A 16,726-nucleotide genomic window follows, 5' to 3' on the forward strand; every position below is an offset into this window, starting at 1 on the left:
AGCCATGGCCACGGGTGATCTGGTCACCCAGCCCGGACACGTTCAATTCGGCGAGCTGCTGCTCGGCCCTGGCACCGCCTACGGGTGGCAGTCCCTCACCGGGTGGGAAGACTCCCCCGCCCTCGACTCCGGCACCGTCAGCCGTGCCGACGCGCACGGCGCCTACCCTGGCCGGCTGCTCGCGCAGCCACGCACGATCACCCTCGACGGCATCGTGATCCGCACCGAGCCCGGACAGGCGGGCACGGCAGTGCGCGCCCTGTCGGCCGCGACCGCGCTACGCGACGACGAACTGCCGCTCGTGATCCAGCTCGACCGCTCCCCGCCGCTGGCCGCCTGGGCGCGGTGCATCCGCCGGGCCGTTCCCGTCGGGACGGGCGGGTACGCGGTCGGCGTCGTGCACGGGGCGGCGCTCCAGTTCGAGGCGAGCGACCCGCGCCGGTACGGCCTCATCGAGCAGCAGACATCTCTGACCGCGGCCGCCCCGTCCGCCGCCGTCCGCAACACGGGCGACGCCGTCTCACACCCCGTGATCACCTTCCGCGGCCCGGTCGAGCGGCCGAGCCTGACGAACGCGGCATCCGGCGACGTCCTCGAATACGACATCGCCCTCGCCGACGGCGAGCGGCTGCACGTGGACACCAGGGAAGGGTCCGTGACGCTCAACGGACAGAACGTCATCTCATCCGCGACCAACCGCAGCACACCAGAGCAGGCGTTCACGCTCGCCCCCGGCACGACGCCGCTCACCTTCGGCATGGCCCCGGGGTTCGGTGATCCGGCCGCGACCGCGACCGTGCGCTACCGCGCCGCCTACTGGTAAGGAGACAACCCGATCCCCGCCAGCACTCTGTATCGGGCACTGTTCTGCGATCTGCGCTCCGACCAGCTGCTCGACGTCCTGCCGCTCACCGACGTGTCCCTCGACGACTACATCGGCAAGACCGGCACCGCCAAGGCAACGATCCCCCTGCCGAACCGGGCACTCGCCCAACGCGCGCGGACCGCGGTCGTCCCCGGCCGCACCGCCCTATGGGTGGAGCGCGACTCTGACATCTGGTGGGGCGGCGTGTTGTGGACCGCCGACGTCACCAGCGACGACCGCGGATTCCTCGGCCTGCACGTCCAGGCCGGCGGATGGGCGTCCTACCTCGACCACCGCGCCCTCTTCCACAGCCAGCAGGCATGGGCGACCGATCAGTTCGACATCGTCCGCGGACTCATCGACTACGCCGCGAGCCTGCCCGGCGGCGACATCGGCATCGTCTACCACACCGAGACCTCCGGCGTCCTGCGCGACCGCACATACCGCCGCCACGACCAGCCGCGCATACGCGACCTGATCGACCAACTCGGAGCCGTTGAGAAGGGTTTCGAGTGGCGCATAGCCAGCGAACGCGACCCGGTCAGCGGACGGCGCGTCAAGCGGTTGCAGCTCGGCTCACCGGTCATCACCGCCGGCACCAGCGACATCGTCCTCGACCATCCCGGGCCGATTCTGGGATACGGGTGGCCGATCGACGCCACCGTGCGGGCCAACGCCTGGCAGGCGCGCGGCGCAAGCGACAACCGCAACCAGACGAGCGAGTCACTGCCGCTGCTGTCCGATCTGCTCGTCGACGACGCCCAGATCGCCGACGGCTGGCCGCGCCTTGACGGCACCTCGGACTACTCCACCGTCTCCGAACAGGCGACCCTCGCCGCACACGCGCGCGCAGACCTCGACGCCGCGCGCCGTCCCCGCACCATTCCCGAGGTGACCGTCGCCCTCGGCCGCGTCCCGCTCTCCCCCGCCCTGCTCGGCGCCACCGTGCGGGTCCGCATCCGTGACGACTACTTCGCCGAGGGACTCGACGAGCGCTATCGCGTCATCGGGCTGGCGATCTCCCCGCCGCTGCGCGGACGGCCCGAAACCGCCCGCCTGTATCTGGAGGCATAGTGGCTTCGATCCCCCTCGACCTGCTCGACCGCATCCGCGCCCTTGAGCGCGACGTGCGCACCATCCTGGGCCGCGCCAACATCCGCCCGGCCCTCGACGAGATCACCCACGGCAAGGTCAAGATCGCCGAGGGCGGCACGCTGGAGGTCTACGCCCCGGACGGAACGGGCCTGTTCGGCGTCGGACAGTTCGGCCCCGCCTACAACCACACCGACGGCAGCCCGCAGCAGGGCGTGCACATCCAGCGCGAGGACGGGACAACCGCGTTCACCGTCCGCGCGATCCCCCAGGCACTGGGTGTCGACGACCAGGCCGTGAGCATCTGGGACCGCTCCGGCCACCAAGTGCTCTCCGACGAGACCACCACCGGATGGGGTCTAGGCACCCCCTACCTCCCCTTGCCGTTCCAGGCACTCAGCGGCGACGACGTCGTTACCAGCAGCTCTTTCGTGAACCGCTACTTCGCCTCCGTGCCCGCGCAGCAGCCCGTCGCCGCGGTCCTCGTCGAGTACGGGGCCGCCGCCGGCGCGACGTGCGAGGTACGTGTGCAGTACCGCACCGCCGACGAAACCGGCTGGACAGACGTCGCCACCGCGCAGATCACCGCGCCCGCGAACACGGTCGCCTGGGATTCCCGCTGGCTCACCTTCCCCCTTCACCGCTCCGCCTACCTGCTCCAGTGCTTCTTTCGCGTACAGGTGCGGCAGAAGGCAGGCAGCAACGGGGCAAGCGTTCACGTCCTCGGCGCCCACACCCGCGCCACACGCTCAACCAGCGAGACACCCGACCCCCGGCCGAGCACGCGCACCGCCGAGCGCAGCAGCGCCACGCCGACCGGCCCCGGACACGGCACCGCTCCGACCCCGGCCTCGCGGCCGCCGCACGGCGAGCAGGACGGCTTGGCGTTCGTCCAACCCACAACTGTCCTCACCGCAGCGGCCCCCATACGAGGGCTGCACGGAATCGATGACTAGGCGTGCTACCGCATGACGTTGGTGCCGCTACCTGCCATCATTGCGCAGCCGGTGCCCCAGTTACTGGCTTCCCTCCCGCACGACTGGATCGGCTGGCTACCGTACTCGTATGGCGTGGTGGCAAGCGGCCCTCTGGGGCCTGACCGGTGGGGGAGCGGCTTCGGTTCTGTCCTTCACGACGGCCGTGGTGTCGTCCGGGTACTTCTGGCCCTGGAGGACGAAGAACGACACCGGGAATTCGGTTGGGGAGCTGGGGCCACGGTTGTTCGTGCTGGCCGCCGGCGCCGTGCTGGGTGCCGCAGTGGCGGCCGCCGCACACGACCAGATCAGCGGCCCCTGGCCGGCCTTCATCTTCGGCGTCGGGGCCCCCGCCACGCTCCGCGGTCTGCTCTCCGGTGTCGAGGTCGCCGCCCGCACTGACCAACCACCCCCACCCGGACCACTCCCCGGTCCCGCGCGACACACGACCCTGCCAACCTCGCGCCCGGGAGAGGTCCGTGAAGACGCACCCTGACACCCCACTCGGCCGCCTTGCGCTGGCCGCACGCCCCTCCCGGCCGTGGCTACACGTCCGCGCCTCCCACTGGTGGTGCCGCGTTCTGCTCGCCGCCGGTGCCCGGCAAGCGCCGTTGACGGGGAAGAACTCGCGTGACGAGAACCGGCACCGTTCGGACTTGACCGACACGGACCTGACCGACACGGACCTGAGCCGCGCAAACCTGTTCCGCGCGCTCCTGACCGACGCAAACCTGGCCAACGCAAACCTGACCGACGCAAACCTGACCGACGCAAACTTGGCCATCGCGAACCTGGCCATCGCTAACCTGCGCTACGCGAACCTGACCGACGCAAACCTGACCGACGCAAACTTGGCCATCGCGAACCTGGCCATCGCTAACCTGCGCTACGCGAACCTGACCGACGCAAACCTGACCGACGCAAACCTGAGCCGCGCGAACCTGACCGGAGCGAAGCTGCGCCGCGCGAACCTGGCCATCGCTAACCTGCGCTACGCGAACCTGACCGACGCAAACCTGACCGACGCAAACCTGAGCCGCGCGAACCTGACCGGAGCGAAGCTGCGCCGCGCGAACCTGGCCATCGCTAACCTGCGCTACGCGAACCTGACCGACGCGAACCTGACCGACGCAAACCTGAGCCGCGCGACGCTGGTCGGCGCGGACCTGCGCCGCGCGAAGCTGACTGACGCGGACCTGCGCCGCGCGAAGCTGATCGGCGCGGACCTGACCGGCGCGGAGCTGTGCCGCGCGAAGCTGATCGGCGCGGACCTGACCGGCGCGGACCTGACCGGCGCGGACCTGACCGGCGCGGAGCTTGTGGATTTGACTTGGTCAGAGCAGACACTTTGGCCTTACGCGCTTGCCAGGCAGGTGCGGGCGCGTTCTGTTCCCCTCGGCGACGGCAACTGGCGTGTTCAAGGCGCTGGCAACAGCGGAGCCGATGTGGCTGTACCCGTGGCCTGATAGCGACTCCACCACCGTCCCCATAACAGCTGCGGCTCCGGCGAGATGTCCCGCCACCGCGCCCGTGATCGCGTGCCGTTGCACCAACCTCACGAGACGACACAACTAGGAGGCTGACACGCTTCCCGAAACCATCCCCACCGTGCGTGTACGAGGGCGGTACCTCTCGCCCAACGGACAGCCGCTATCAGGATCAGTCACCTTCCGCGCCCCCGCTCAGCTCACCTTCCCCGAAGCCGACGTGATCCTTGGCGGCCCCGTGACCGTGCAACTCGACGCGCAGGGCGCGGTCGAGGTCACGCTGCCGGCCACCGACGCGCCCGACATGGACCCGTCCGGATGGGCATACGTCTTGACCGAGCAGCTCTCGGGTATCTCCGCGGGCCGCTCGTACAACATCGTGCTACCGGCCGCGTACCCCGACGTCGACCTCGCCGACATCGCTCCGACCGACCCCTCGAAACCGAACTATGTCGGCGTGCCTGGACCGCAGGGCCCCGAGGGCGCCCCGGGCAGCAGGATCTACAGCGGCACCGCCGCGCCCGATCCCGCCCTCGGCGTCGACGGCGACGTCTACGTGCGGTACGAGTCGGTCGAGTTCCTCGGCGTCACCTCGACGACCGTCTCGACGTGGCAGAGGACCGCCGGCATGTGGACGCAGCTCGGCGGCGACGTGCGCGGCGCCGCTTGGTACGTCAACGACACCTCGACGTCGAGCGCCAGTACGCGACCGGGCGACATGCTGCTGCGCACCGATACCGGCGACATCTGGCAGCGCGGCCCGTCCGGGTGGGGTGCCTCGATCGGCAATCTCAAGGGCCCCCAGGGTGCCCCGGGTGCCAAGGGCGACCAGGGCGAGACCGGCCCCGCCGGGGCACCGGGCGCCCCGGGTGTCGTCCAGTCCGTCAACGGCGTGAGCGCGGCCGACGTCGTGCTGAGCGCCGCCGACGTCGGCGCCCTCGCCACCACGGCCGCCGGCTCCGCCGGGGGCGTCGCGCAGCTCGACGCGACCGGCAAGGTTCCGGCCGAGCAGCTTCCCGACACCTCGGGCACCGGTGCGGTCGAGTCCGTCAACGGGCAGTCCGGCGTCGTCGTCCTGGCCGCGGCCGACGTCGGCGCCGCGGCGACGAGTCACACGCACACCGCCGCGCAAGTCGGCGCCATCGCGACCACCGCGCGGGGCGCGGCGTCCGGCGTCGCCTCGCTCGACTCGTCCGGCCGGCTCCCGGTCGAACAGCTCCCGTCCACCACCACGCGCAACACATGGGCCCCGGCCGCGCTCGGGTTTCAGGCGTGGTCGTGCGACCCCGCGCACGTCTCGAACCCGACCACGGTCAAGGCCGCCGTACTCAAGCGGATCTATCTGAGCGGCATCTACATTTCCGAGCCGACCCCGGTCAACGCCGTGGCGATCTTCGCGCGCGGGTGGGCGGGCAGCAGCGCGGTACCGGCCGCGCGGTTCTATGCCGGGATCTACAACGAGTCGGGGGCGCGGGTGGCGACATCGGGGCAGGTGTCGAGCCTGCCCGCGGCCGGACAGATCACCGGCACTGCCCCGGGCGGGAGGAATAACCACATCGGCGCCGTGCCCGTGCCCTTGTCCGGCATCGTCACCCTGCAACCGGGCCGCTACTGGAGTGCGTTTCTCCTGTCCGCCGGCAGCGCGACGGATTTCTACTACATGCACATACAGAACGAGAGCCCGAGTGCACCGGCCAACTTCTTCTTGGGCAGCGCGTTTCAGCGCGCATTGTGCCTCGACTCGCAGACGTCGCTACCGAGCACCGTGAACCAGAGCTCGGGCGAGGTAGGGCTCGACCCGGCGATCATGGCGCTCGCTCTCGTCTGACCGACCCACCGACCGCACGCCCCGGCACCCCGCCGAGGGCGTTTTTTCATGTCTGGAGACACCCACCATGGCAACCCCGTTCACGCCCGATCGGCTCGTCGCGATCCTGCGCGCCGAGGGCGTTCGCGTCGTCGAGGTCGACTCGTGGCGCACCCACAACCGTAACCACAAGGGCTCGTTTGGGCCGATCAACGGTGTGATGATCCACCACACCGTGAGCGAGGGCACCGAGCACTCGGTGCGGCTCTGCTACGACGGATACGCCTCGCTCCCGGGGCCGCTGTGCCATGGCGTGATCGCGAAGGATGGCACGGTCTACCTGATCAGCGCGGGACGTGCGAACCACGCCGGGGGCGGCGACCCGGGCGTGCTCGCCGCAGTGGTCGCCGAGCGGTCGCTGCCGGCGACGCACAAGCACGACGGCTCGGCGGGCGCGGCCGACGGGAACGCGCGCTTCTACGGGTTCGAGTGCGTCAACCTCGGCGACGGTCGCGACCCGTGGCCCGACGAGCAGCTCGACGCGATCGAGCGCGTCTCGGCCGCGATCTGCCGTGCCTACGGCTGGACCGGTGCGAGCGTCATCGGACACAAGGAGTGGAGCGACTGGAAGTCGGACCCGCGCGGGTTCTCCATGGCCACCATGCGCGAGCGGATCGACCGCCGCCTCGCCACCAAGCCCGAGCAGCCCAAGCCCAAGCCGCCGACCCCGAGGTTCGAGCCGTACCCGGGCGTCGCGTTCTTCAAGCGGCACCCGCGCTCGCCGATCGTCACCGCCATGGGCCGGCGGCTCGTCGCCGAGGGCTGCTCGGCCTACCGCCGAGGCCCGGGGCCGCAGTGGACCGAGGTCGACCGCCAGAGCTACGCACGGTGGCAACGACACCTCGGCTACCGAGGCGACGACGCCGACGGATGGCCCGGACCTACCTCGTGGGCCTCCCTTAGAGTCCCGCGGAGCTGAAGGACTTAACCAGAGAGCTCGGCTCGCCAGTCACGTGGCCACTCCCCGGAGGGGGGAGGGGCTCCGGTGATACCGAGGTCACGCCGTGCGTTCTGATAGAAGTCGTCACGAGCCGCACTCGCCAAGCGATGGGCCTTTGTCCAAACCTCGGCATCAACTTGTCTCTCCCGAACAAGCAGCTCAATACCCCACACCGTCTCGTGCCACCGTCGAGCCGCTGCAATAGTCGCCGCGTCTCCGACTAACAACACGGATTCCCACTCAGCCGAGCGACGAGATTCCGCTTCGGCGAGCAAGGCCAGACCCTCCTCCGGTTCCAGCGGATCAACAACATCCGAGAAGCCGAGGGCGGCACCAATGCGCTGGGCAATACGGAGCTGCGTCTTGAGGACGTTGCCATAACGGGTGTACGTCTCAAAGCGCTTCTCATCCCATCTCTCGTCGCGTTGCCGCCTCCACTGACGGCGCTCAGTCAGGCTCTGTGTCGCATACGAAGCCACCGAGCCAACGACAACCCCTATCAGTGCAGGCAACTGATCTAGAAACACTGTCCCCCCTTAGTCCCGTAGACCGATGAATGCCCCGACTGATGGTCTGGAAGCACATGCATCTGAGCCAGCCCGCCCGTAGAACTGTCCGAACTGTTACGCAGACTGTGCTCGGCCTCGCCGCAGGTCTGCCCCTGATCATCGACGCCGCCAGCATCCCGCAGACCGCCGCCGGCGTCGGCCTGGCCCTCGCCATCACGGGTGGCATCACGCGCGTGATGGCGCTCCCGGTCGTCGACAACCTGCTGCCGCAGTGGCTGCGCGCCGGGCGCCAGTGACCGACCCGACCCCGGGCGACGTCGCGCTCGAACTTGAGCGGCTGCGCGGCGTCGTCGAGGCAGGTTTCGCCCGCACCGACGGCTCGCTCGCCCTGCTCGTGCAGCGCAGCGACCAGACCGACAACCGCCTCGCCGACCACGAGCAGCGGCTCGACATCCTCGAAAAGACCCGGTGGCCCCTCCCGAGCGTCCTCGCCCTGGTCGGCGTGATCGGCCTCGCCCTCACCCTCTGGCAGACCGCCGCCCACTGAACACAGAGCGCCCCCGCAGACCGGCCTCGGGCCGACTGCGGGGGCGCTCTTTGCCGTTGTCTGGTCTCTACGCCGCGGCGACCAGTTCCCGGGCGCGGTCGTTGAAATCGGCGACAAGGCGGTGCGTACCAAACGGCTGCATCCGGCGCTGCAAGTCCTGCACTGCCTCGACAGCCCGCGAGCTCTTGACCTGGCGTGTCAGAGCCAGCGTTCGCAGTCCCGCCGAGTGCGCCGCTTCGAGGTCATTGCGCTGGAGATGCGAGACAGCGAGGGCCGCCTGCGACATTGCGCCGCGGCGGGCCCGCTGCTGCTTGCGGGCGTGGTCGATGGACTGTTGCGCGTGCTCCTCGGCCGCGGCTGCGTCGTTGAGGTCGCGGAAGGTGTTCGCGTGCTCGCCGTGCAGGTACGCAGGGTCGATGAACGCTGCCCACTCTGGCTCGTTCTTGAGCTGTACGCGGCTATAGGCCGCTTCGGATTCAGCCACCGCTCGGGTTGCGGCGGAATTTTCGCCGAGCTTGGCGAGGGCCCGAGCCTCAAGTGCCCACAGGTCAGCCATGCACGCGGGTGACGTGTTCTTGCCGAGTCCGGCGCGACCAGCCTGCGCGAGCCGTCGGCCCTCCGTGGGGTTACCGAGCAGAGTGGTCTGATCGGCCATACCAGCGAGGACGTGCGCGCCGAGGGCTGCGTTACCGGATTCTTCGGCGAGCCGAAGCGACTGGATCAAGTAGCGCTGCGCGGTCCCGTGCTCTCCGTTGTCGTAGCTCATCCAGCCGAGCAGGTACGTCTGCTCGGCCGCCGCCTCGCACAAGGCCCGCCGAACGTCCTCGGAGTGGGTCTCACGCAACAGCGGGTAGACGTGCTGGTTCATGTACTGAGCCAGGATGAGACGTCCCGAGCCGCCGCCTTGCAGTACGTCCATCTTCTGGAACTCGCCGAACATGTTCTTGACGGCGGACACATCTTCAAGGCGGACGCGCCGGCCCGGCTCGGGCTGCTGCTCAAGCGTGTTCAGCAGCCAGTCTCGTGACGGCCCCACAGCGGCGACGGCGGCAAAGGGCGCCGCTGCCAGGAACTTTCGACGGTCCACGTCGGCCCTCCCCAAATCGGCTACCGCTTCAACCGTAACGGCGAATGAGGAGTTGTAGGCGAGTGAGCGGTCGGCTGTTCCGCCCTCGGGAAAGCCCAAATCGTACGTAGTGATCCGGAACCCAACCTTCGCCGAGATGACGTCGGCGATGATCTCGGGCACGGGCGGGCGCGGCTGAAGCCCGTTCAGCCATCGCCGGACGGCCGTTGCGTCGGGCCGGATATGGGGCTCCCCCCATACCTGAGCTGCGGTTTTGATCTGGCGAGCCAACTCCCTGTTGCTCATGCCGGATCGTTCCAGCCACCCCGCTAGATCAGTGTTCGGCGACGTCATGCTCGGTACCTACCCCTTCGACAGGCGCGGTCGCTCAAGTGCCACCCTTTGCCACCCCTCATGACGGTACCCCCGCTGTCCGCCCCGCGGTTGCCTTGTTACTCGAACCAACGGCGTAGGCAAGGGGGTTGAACTCATGCCGAGATCGGTGGCGCAGCGGTTTCCGCGAGCAGATGGCGCGGTACCCGAGGCCCGTTCCTTCTTAGGTGGCGTGCTTGAGGAGTGGAAGGTTACCGACCGCTCCGACGACGCGGTGCTCTGCCTCTCCGAGCTTGCGACCAACGCGGTACGGCACGGCGCACACGGTGGCTTCCTCGTCAAGGTCTCACTCGATGACGGGCGCTTGCGTGTCGGGGTGCACGACGCAGGGGCGGGGGCTCCCGGCCTCGCGCGGCCGAGTGACGACGACACCGACGGGCGCGGGCTGCTCATCGTGTCGTCCCTGGCGGACGGATGGGGGGTGACGCCGCACAACTCGTGCGGCAAGACCGTATGGACCGAGTTCAAGACGGACGAGAACACAACACGGGCCGACGTGATCCGATGCTGATCGCAAGCGCGCCCGTCCCGACTGCCGGCCTACTGGCATCCCTCGCAGCTTGGTTCTGGGTAGACCCCACCACGGTCGGGCACGTCGCCTTTCTCCTCCTTGCCCATCCTCCCGCCCGCAGGGAAGGTGAGTCGCCGGAATCCGTCGAGGGACACATGCGCGGCCTCGCGTCGGCGCTGGAGCTCGCCCATCCCTCGCAGCTGCTTCCCAACATCGGGCCCCGACTCGTCCTTCACGGACGGGCCGCATTCCTGAGTCTCGATGGCTGCTGGGCTTCACTTCGCGTCCCGGTAAGCACCGAGTGGTCGCGGCTGGTCACGGACGGCGCCGCGATAGCGGTCGGGGTTGGTTTCGACCCCCTGCTGCCGAGCACGCCGCTCGCCGCCGTCAGAGCGTACGTGTCGGAAGGGGCGCAGCACGGACGGCTGTTCCTCGGCAAGACGCAGGCTCTTCCCGCCCGGAGGTTCAGCGGAGTAGGCGGCCCGCCCGTCTGACAGCAACGGTCCGCCTCTCACGTCACAACAACCAAAGACCCGACGGCCGCGCCTACGGCCGCCGGGCAGCGAAGCCAACAGCTGACTAGGAGCTGATGACAACATGCGCGACCTTATCGCCTGTCTCTGGTTCTGGTTAGGGCCGGGCATCTGCCGGACCCTCTCCGCCATGCACCGCCGCTTATCCGAGCTACGCAGGCGCCCGACGCCTCCCGCGTACCTCCCCTCGGCGCTTCCCCCCGCTCCGGCCTACGCCCGCCGGCTTCTCCCCCTCCATGTCCGTGACCGCCTGCTGCCGATCGACGGTCACGAGTTCTTCCTGCGCCCCTATGTGCAACTACATGCCCCGGCGGTCCGCCGTGGATAGCGCCGTACTCGCGCGGTGCGGAATCTGCGCGGCGCTCGTGCCGCACGACGACACCGAGACCGGAACGTTCGTTTGCTTCGATGGTGACGGGCACGAGCAGATCGCGAGTCGGCGCTCGTGCAGTGACGTCGTCGCCTGCTACCTCCGGACCGGCGACCCGATCACCTGGCAGCGCCTCGGGGGCTCACTGCCCGTGGGTATAGAACCTCCCCCGGGCGCCCCGGTCGTCAAGTGCCACTGCTGCGACGTCGCTGCGCGCGTGGACGACCTCGACATCGCCCGCGAGCTCGATGACATCGACGGTGTCTGGTTCTCCTCCGTCGTCTGCGCGGATGAAAACGCCTGTTACGACCGACAGATGCTCTATCCGTACCGGCCGGAGCTCTCCGAGTGAACCGCGCCCGGACCGTCGATCAATCGCGCACCCGCTGTCCGGGCACCGCATCACCCCTCGCCGCGGTAGCGGCGCCCATGGCGACCATCCGGGTCAGGGTCGCACCAGAACTCGCGCTTCCACACCCACTTGGGGGGTACATGTCAGCACCTACTCATAGCCTCGTCGTCTCACCGTTCCTCGGCGAGCACCTCGTCTTACGCCCCGGAAACGACGACGGCGTGCAGATCCCGCTCACCCGGTACCTCGAACTGAGCAAGGCCGCGAGCACCGGCACCGAGGCTCCGCGCTGGCTCGTCGACGGCGCCCGCCAGGCATGGGGGCTCGACCTTCCCGGGCACCGCCCCTTGCGCGACACGGTGATCGTGCGCGCCCCCTCCACGTACGGCATGGCCCGTGCGTCGTGGGAGATCAACAAGGGGTGCGACTACGACTGTCCGCACTGCTACCTCGGCCTCAAGCGGTTCGAGGGGATGCCGGGACCGGACAAGATCCGGTTGCTCGACATAATGCGCGACGCCGGTGTGCTCTGGCTCCAGATCACGGGGGGCGAGCCCCTGATCGACCGCGAGTTCCCCGAGATGTACTCGTACGCCTATGACCTCGGGATCATGCTCACAATCTCGACGAACGGCTCGCAGCTCCACAAGCCGAAGATCCTCGACACCCTCGCCGCGCGCCCGCCGCATCACCTGTCCCTGAGCGTCTACGGCGCCACCGAAGAGACCTACGACGGGTTCACCCGAAACCGGGGCGCGTTCGGCCGCTTCATCAAAGGACTCGACGCCGCCCGCGAGGCCGGCCTGCGCTTGCAGCTCAACATCGTGGTCACCAACGACAACGCCGACGAGTTCGCCGCCATGGAAGAACTCGCCGAGCGATACGGGCAGGTGTACGTCTTCACGAACATGTCGCCCACCATTCAGGGCGACGCGACGCCGATCCCCGAGCAGGCCCGTAAGTACCTCCGCAAGCGGAAGCCGTTCACCGGCTGCAACGCCGGACACACCTTCTTTCACGCGGACCCGTTCGGCCACGCGTCCATCTGCAAGATCGGCCGCGAGCCGCACATCGCCCTCATGCAGGAAGGCATCGAGGGACTCAAACGCCTCGGCGGCATCGCCGACGGCCTACAGCTTCGCACCGGGGGCTGCGCCGGCTGCACGTTCGGTCAGAAGGACGCCGACGGCAACCCGGGCGGCTGCACCACGTGCCGCCCCATGGCCAGGCTCTACCAGGAGGCGAAGGCACCACGAGAAATGTACTGCCAGCATCCCGACCCCGAACCTGTGAGGTGAACCCATGGCAACCGCCATCGAACCCCGCACCACCGAATCCACCGCGGCTCGGCCCCGTGGCCCCGTGATGGTCTCGATCATGCCGCGCCCGACCGAATCGGCCGCCGGCCCGCTCCCGGTCGCGATCACGTCGCGCCCGATCGCCGAGGACGGGTTCCGCATCACGAAGGACATCGGCTCGTTCTCCGAGGCCCTCGGCTGCTCCTGCCAGGCCGACGACGACCAGCCGTACTAAGCCCCCACATGCACCACAGAGCCGCCCCCGCCCGCGTAAGGTCGGGGGCGGCTCGCCGTCCACCCCCAGGAAGCCCCCTCATGCCCGTAGACCGCATCCACTGGGACGACCTACCGCTCGCCGCGCGCGCCGCCGTCGAGCACCACACAGGGCCAGTCCTGCACGCCGCCACCGCCGACGCCGGCGCTAACTCAGGCATCGCCGCCATCATCACCACCGCCGACGAAACCCTGTTCGTCAAAGGCGTGCCCACCGATCACCCGCAGATCCGGACACAGCAGCGCGAGGCCGCGATCAATCCGTACCTGCCCCCGCCCTGCCCTCGGCTGCTGTGGCACGTGAACGTCGCCGGATGGGACTTGATCGGATACGAGCACCTGGTCGCCCGCCACGCCGACTACGCCCCCGGCTCCCCCGACCTACCGCTCGTCGCCCGTGCCCTGCTTGAGCTCCAGAGCACGCGCTGCCCCGACATCGGCCTCAAGCGGGCCGAGGACCGTTGGAGCGGCTACGCGGGACCTGCCGGCGTCGAGCAACTCGCCGGCGACACGCTGCTGCACACCGACCTCGCCCCGCACAACGTGCTCATGACCGATATCGCCCACCTGATCGACTGGGCATGGCCTACCCGCGGCGCGGCATGGATCGACCCCGCAGTGCTGATCCTGCGGCTCATGGAAGCGGGACACACTGCGGAAGATGCGGACGCGTGGGCGCGCGGAGAGTTCCCGTCGTGGGCCGCGGCCGAGCACGATGCCGTCGCCGCCTTCTCCGAGGCCAACGCTCACACGTGGGACGAGATCGCCCGCCACGACCCGCAGGACTGGAAGAAGCACATGGGGCGGCTCGCGCATGACTGGGTGACCTACTGGCGAACCCAAGCCCCGTAGATCACTGAACGCCCCGCCCGTCGGTGCCTCCCAGTGACCCGACGGGCATAGCCCTTCCCCTGCTACTCGCCGCTTCCCGGCGCCGCGTCCGCCTCGACGCCGAGGTGCCGGTGAAGGTCATAGCGCGACACCTTGTACGCCCGCCCGTGGCGCAGGACCCGCACGGGGTACCGGCCGGTCCGGGCGAGGTGATACCCCGTCGTGCGGCCGAGGTGCAGCGCACGGTTTGCGGTCTCCAGCGGGACGGCGACGGGAAGGTGCATCAGCTCGTCATGTGTCATCCCCTGCTCTGTAGTCGTCATGGTCTACCCCCTGTGACATCGGTGTGCACTGCGGACCGATGGTGTCGAGCAGTGCCAGACCAGAAACGTACGATTCCGACTGGACCTTTGCAACCAACATAGCTAGCTTTGCAATATGCACAGCCACCAGACAACGGGCGACGTCGTCGCCGCACAGATCCGCCGGCAGCGCGAGCGCCTCGGCATGACCCGAAACGACCTCGCCGCCGAGTGCGCCCGCCTCGGGCGCCCCGACATCACGTACGCCGTGATCGTCAGCATCGAGACCGGCCGATCAGGCGCCGAGGGCAAGAAGCGCCGTCCGGTGGCCGTCGACGACCTGCTCGTGCTCGGCCTCGCCCTGGCCACTCCCCCTCTGCTCTTGCTGCTCCCCCTCGGGAGCGAAGAGACCGTGCCCACCGTCCCGGCCGCCGATCCGCGCGACCCCAACACGGTGTGGCAGTGGATGACCGGCGAGGCGACACCGAAACTCGACGGGCCCCTCGACGGGCGGTACGTCACCGACTCCCGGCGGATGGCCGGAACGGGCCAGACATGGGCCGCAGCGTGGGCTACGGCGGCGTATCCGGCATCGCTCTACCCCGAGTTCGAGCGGCGCCTCGCGATCGTCCGCAGGGCCTATCTCCGCACCGAGGCCGCCCAAGCGAGGGGAGGTGATCCCGACGCCGAGACCGACTTTGTGCACCGCCTCGAAGAACTCGCCCGCCACATCGACGACATGGTGCGCGCAGGGCTCAAGGTCCCCGCCCTACCGCACCACCTGATCGAGGCCATGCAGGGGCTCGACATGCTCGACGCCCCCAACTCAGTCACACCCGAGGAGAACGACTAGATGAACGGAACGATCACCAAGCGCTGCGGATGCCGCGACCCGCAGACCGACAAGCAGCTCGGCGCAGCGTGCAAGAAGCTGACCCAGCGAACACACGGTGTGTGGAGCCTGGTTCAGGAACTGCCGCCCCGTGAGGACGGCACCCGGCGCCGCTTCCGGCGCAGCGGGTACAAGACCAAGACGGACGCGCAGACCGACATCACCGCGCTTGCTGCGCTGCTCGACATCGCCGACAAGAAGTCGGACCCCGACGGCCGCCGTCGTCTCGCCGACTTGCTCGAAACCGTGTCCGCGAGCGGCGAGGACATCCCCGATTACGACGAGACGAAGCGCCGTTTCGCGACCGGGCAGTCTCTGACTCAGCACATCACGGTCGCCGAGTGGCTCGACGTGTGGCTCGCCGGTAAGAAGGCACTCCGCAAGAGCGGAGAAACCCGGTACGAGGTCGACATCAGGTGCCACCTGAAACCCCGGATCGGGCACATTCGCCTCGACCGCCTCACGGTGCAGCACCTCGACGAGGTGTTCGCCGGCATCGCCGAGACCAACGCCGACATTCACGAAGCGAACGTGCAGCGCCGCGCCGCGCTCGACGAGCTGAAAACGATCCCGTGGAAGGGAGCCGAGAACCGAGGCCGAAGGAAGTTCCTCAAGGGCGCCATAGACGCGATGCCGCCGTTCCGCCGCATCACCGGACCGTCGACTCAGAAGCACGTCCGCGACACGCTGCGGGCCGCGCTGAACACCGCCATCGCACGCGGGGCGATCACCTTCAACCCCGCCTCATACGTCGAGCTCACTCCGGCCAAGCGCCCCAAGGCGATGGTGTGGACGCCCGAGCGGGTCGAGGCATGGGTGCGGACTGGCGAGCGGCCCTCGGCGGTCATGGTGTGGACCCCGGAGCAGGCCGGGCAGTTCCTCGACTACCTCGCCGAGGCGAAACACCGACTGCTGCCGCTGTTCCACCTGATCACGTTCCGGGGTCTGCGCCGCGGCGAGGCGTGCGGCGTCCGGTGGGCCGACTACTCGGCACCAAGTCGCACAATGACCGTTGCCACTCAACTCGTACAGGATGGATGGGAGGTTATAGAGAGCCTGCCCAAGACCGACAGCGGCGAGCGCGTGTTCTCGATCGACGAGTACACCGCCGAGGTGCTCGACGCGCACCGGACCAAGCAGGCCGCCGAGCGCTGCCAGTGGGGGCGCGCGTGGATCGAGTCGGGCCGGATGTTCACCCAAGAGGACGGCGACCGGATTCACCCCGGGTGGCTGACCGATCAGTTCGAGCGGCTCGTCGACCTCTCCGGACTGCCGCCGATCCGGCTGCACGACCTGCGCCACGTCGCCGCCTCGCTCATGCTCGCCGCTGGCGTCGACGTCAAGATCGTGTCCGAGACCCTCGGCCACAGTGACAGCCGGATCACGCGAGACATCTATCAGTCGGTCATGCCCAAGGCCGCCGCCGAGGCCGCCGAGGCAACCGCCGCCATGGTCCCGCGCGGAAGCGCCCGCCTGCCCCAGCAGAGGGCGGTCGAGCAGGCGAACGAGCAGGATGGCCTCACGTCGGCCTCACATGAGGGCGCGAAGATCATCGCGTTCCGACCCCGCACGGCCAGTGCATAAGAAAAAGCCCTGGTCAGGGGCTATCTGACCAGGACTTCTC

General features: G+C 68.9%; 18 protein-coding genes. 16 read left to right on the forward strand and 2 right to left on the reverse strand.

Features of this window, described 5'->3' with window-relative positions; genetic code table 11:
- Positions 1 to 4: 4 nt before the first annotated feature.
- The 8 genes from QCN29_RS02295 to QCN29_RS02330 all read left to right on the forward strand — a co-directional run bounded on the left by QCN29_RS02295 (position 5) and on the right by QCN29_RS02330 (position 8,281).
- A complete protein-coding gene (locus QCN29_RS02295) occupies positions 5 to 823 on the forward strand; it encodes a phage distal tail protein (protein WP_279925859.1) in 819 nt (272 codons plus the stop codon).
- Between the two features lie 12 nt (positions 824 to 835).
- Entirely contained in the window at positions 836 to 1,939 is a 1,104-nt protein-coding gene (locus QCN29_RS02300; RefSeq protein ID WP_279926147.1) for a hypothetical protein, read from the forward strand.
- Positions 1,939 to 2,913 (forward strand): hypothetical protein, encoded by a 975-nt coding sequence (locus QCN29_RS02305; RefSeq protein ID WP_279925860.1) that lies wholly within the window; start codon positions 1,939 to 1,941, stop codon positions 2,911 to 2,913. The genes QCN29_RS02300 and QCN29_RS02305 overlap by 1 nt, the downstream gene beginning before the upstream one ends.
- Positions 2,914 to 3,587: 674 nt before the next feature.
- Positions 3,588 to 4,397: a pentapeptide repeat-containing protein gene (locus QCN29_RS02310; RefSeq protein ID WP_279925861.1), complete on the forward strand. Its 810-nt coding sequence runs from the start codon at positions 3,588 to 3,590 to the stop codon at positions 4,395 to 4,397.
- Positions 4,398 to 4,539: 142 nt separating this feature from the next.
- Positions 4,540 to 6,246, forward strand: a complete 1,707-nt coding sequence (locus QCN29_RS02315) for a hypothetical protein (protein WP_279925862.1) — start codon at positions 4,540 to 4,542, stop codon at positions 6,244 to 6,246.
- Between the two features lie 67 nt (positions 6,247 to 6,313).
- A complete protein-coding gene (locus QCN29_RS02320; RefSeq protein WP_279925864.1) occupies positions 6,314 to 7,204 on the forward strand; it encodes a peptidoglycan-binding protein in 891 nt (296 codons plus the stop codon).
- 589 nt (positions 7,205 to 7,793) lie between these two features.
- On the forward strand, positions 7,794 to 8,030 hold the full coding sequence (locus tag QCN29_RS02325; RefSeq protein WP_398859087.1) for a hypothetical protein: 237 nt from the start codon (positions 7,794 to 7,796) through the stop codon (positions 8,028 to 8,030).
- Positions 8,027 to 8,281 (forward strand): hypothetical protein, encoded by a 255-nt coding sequence (locus tag QCN29_RS02330; RefSeq protein WP_279925866.1) that lies wholly within the window; start codon positions 8,027 to 8,029, stop codon positions 8,279 to 8,281. The genes QCN29_RS02325 and QCN29_RS02330 overlap by 4 nt, the downstream gene beginning before the upstream one ends.
- A 67-nt stretch (positions 8,282 to 8,348) precedes the next feature.
- On the opposite strand, the gene QCN29_RS02335 is transcribed toward QCN29_RS02330, so the two are convergent.
- Positions 8,349 to 9,701: a transcriptional regulator gene (locus QCN29_RS02335; protein WP_279925868.1), complete on the reverse strand. Its 1,353-nt coding sequence runs from the start codon at positions 9,699 to 9,701 to the stop codon at positions 8,349 to 8,351.
- Between the two features lie 136 nt (positions 9,702 to 9,837).
- Between QCN29_RS02335 and QCN29_RS02340 the strand changes: the two genes are divergently transcribed.
- The 6 genes from QCN29_RS02340 to QCN29_RS02365 all read left to right on the forward strand — a co-directional run bounded on the left by QCN29_RS02340 (position 9,838) and on the right by QCN29_RS02365 (position 13,929).
- Complete coding sequence (locus tag QCN29_RS02340; protein ID WP_279925869.1) at positions 9,838 to 10,251, forward strand: ATP-binding protein; 414 nt, start codon at positions 9,838 to 9,840, stop codon at positions 10,249 to 10,251.
- A 155-nt stretch (positions 10,252 to 10,406) separates the two neighbouring features.
- On the forward strand, positions 10,407 to 10,745 hold the full coding sequence (locus tag QCN29_RS02345; protein WP_279925871.1) for a hypothetical protein: 339 nt from the start codon (positions 10,407 to 10,409) through the stop codon (positions 10,743 to 10,745).
- Positions 10,746 to 11,086: 341 nt separating this feature from the next.
- Positions 11,087 to 11,506, forward strand: a complete 420-nt coding sequence (locus tag QCN29_RS02350; protein ID WP_279925873.1) for a hypothetical protein — start codon at positions 11,087 to 11,089, stop codon at positions 11,504 to 11,506.
- A 140-nt stretch (positions 11,507 to 11,646) separates the two neighbouring features.
- A complete protein-coding gene (locus tag QCN29_RS02355; protein WP_279925874.1) occupies positions 11,647 to 12,804 on the forward strand; it encodes a radical SAM protein in 1,158 nt (385 codons plus the stop codon).
- Between the two features lie 4 nt (positions 12,805 to 12,808).
- Entirely contained in the window at positions 12,809 to 13,039 is a 231-nt protein-coding gene (locus tag QCN29_RS02360) for a hypothetical protein (protein ID WP_279925876.1), read from the forward strand.
- An 80-nt stretch (positions 13,040 to 13,119) separates the two neighbouring features.
- Positions 13,120 to 13,929, forward strand: coding sequence for an aminoglycoside phosphotransferase (locus tag QCN29_RS02365; RefSeq protein ID WP_279925878.1), 810 nt, complete (start codon positions 13,120 to 13,122; stop codon positions 13,927 to 13,929).
- A 62-nt stretch (positions 13,930 to 13,991) separates the two neighbouring features.
- On the opposite strand, the gene QCN29_RS02370 is transcribed toward QCN29_RS02365, so the two are convergent.
- On the reverse strand, positions 13,992 to 14,231 hold the full coding sequence (locus QCN29_RS02370) for an integrase (RefSeq protein WP_279925880.1): 240 nt from the start codon (positions 14,229 to 14,231) through the stop codon (positions 13,992 to 13,994).
- Positions 14,232 to 14,346: 115 nt separating this feature from the next.
- Here QCN29_RS02370 and QCN29_RS02375 point away from each other — a divergent pair, with 115 nt between their 5' ends.
- A complete protein-coding gene (locus QCN29_RS02375) occupies positions 14,347 to 15,063 on the forward strand; it encodes a helix-turn-helix domain-containing protein (protein ID WP_279925882.1) in 717 nt (238 codons plus the stop codon).
- Positions 15,064 to 16,686 carry a site-specific integrase gene (locus tag QCN29_RS02380; RefSeq protein ID WP_279925885.1) on the forward strand — a complete coding sequence of 541 codons (1,623 nt, stop codon included), beginning with the start codon at positions 15,064 to 15,066 and terminating at the stop codon, positions 16,684 to 16,686.
- Positions 16,687 to 16,726: the final 40 nt, after the last annotated feature.

Origin of the sequence: Streptomyces chengmaiensis (assembly GCF_029846775.1) — a bacterium.
GTDB classification, from domain to species: Bacteria; Actinomycetota; Actinomycetes; order Streptomycetales; family Streptomycetaceae; genus Streptomyces; species Streptomyces chengmaiensis.

Excerpts from the sequence above, each read along its gene's own strand:
- QCN29_RS02295 (WP_279925859.1), top strand. The coding sequence starts at position 5 with ATGGCCACGGGTGATCTGGTCACCCAGCCCGGACACGTTCAATTCGGC.
- QCN29_RS02320 (WP_279925864.1), top strand. The coding sequence starts at position 6,314 with ATGGCAACCCCGTTCACGCCCGATCGGCTCGTCGCGATCCTGCGCGCC.
- QCN29_RS02325 (WP_398859087.1), top strand. The coding sequence starts at position 7,794 with ATGGTCTGGAAGCACATGCATCTGAGCCAGCCCGCCCGTAGAACTGTC.
- QCN29_RS02335 (WP_279925868.1), bottom strand. The coding sequence starts at position 9,701 with ATGACGTCGCCGAACACTGATCTAGCGGGGTGGCTGGAACGATCCGGC.
- QCN29_RS02340 (WP_279925869.1), top strand. The coding sequence starts at position 9,838 with ATGCCGAGATCGGTGGCGCAGCGGTTTCCGCGAGCAGATGGCGCGGTA.
- QCN29_RS02345 (WP_279925871.1), top strand. The coding sequence starts at position 10,407 with ATGCGCGGCCTCGCGTCGGCGCTGGAGCTCGCCCATCCCTCGCAGCTG.
- QCN29_RS02350 (WP_279925873.1), top strand. The coding sequence starts at position 11,087 with ATGCCCCGGCGGTCCGCCGTGGATAGCGCCGTACTCGCGCGGTGCGGA.
- QCN29_RS02355 (WP_279925874.1), top strand. The coding sequence starts at position 11,647 with ATGTCAGCACCTACTCATAGCCTCGTCGTCTCACCGTTCCTCGGCGAG.
- QCN29_RS02360 (WP_279925876.1), top strand. The coding sequence starts at position 12,809 with ATGGCAACCGCCATCGAACCCCGCACCACCGAATCCACCGCGGCTCGG.
- QCN29_RS02365 (WP_279925878.1), top strand. The coding sequence starts at position 13,120 with ATGCCCGTAGACCGCATCCACTGGGACGACCTACCGCTCGCCGCGCGC.
- QCN29_RS02370 (WP_279925880.1), bottom strand. The coding sequence starts at position 14,231 with ATGACGACTACAGAGCAGGGGATGACACATGACGAGCTGATGCACCTT.
- QCN29_RS02375 (WP_279925882.1), top strand. The coding sequence starts at position 14,347 with ATGCACAGCCACCAGACAACGGGCGACGTCGTCGCCGCACAGATCCGC.
- QCN29_RS02380 (WP_279925885.1), top strand. The coding sequence starts at position 15,064 with ATGAACGGAACGATCACCAAGCGCTGCGGATGCCGCGACCCGCAGACC.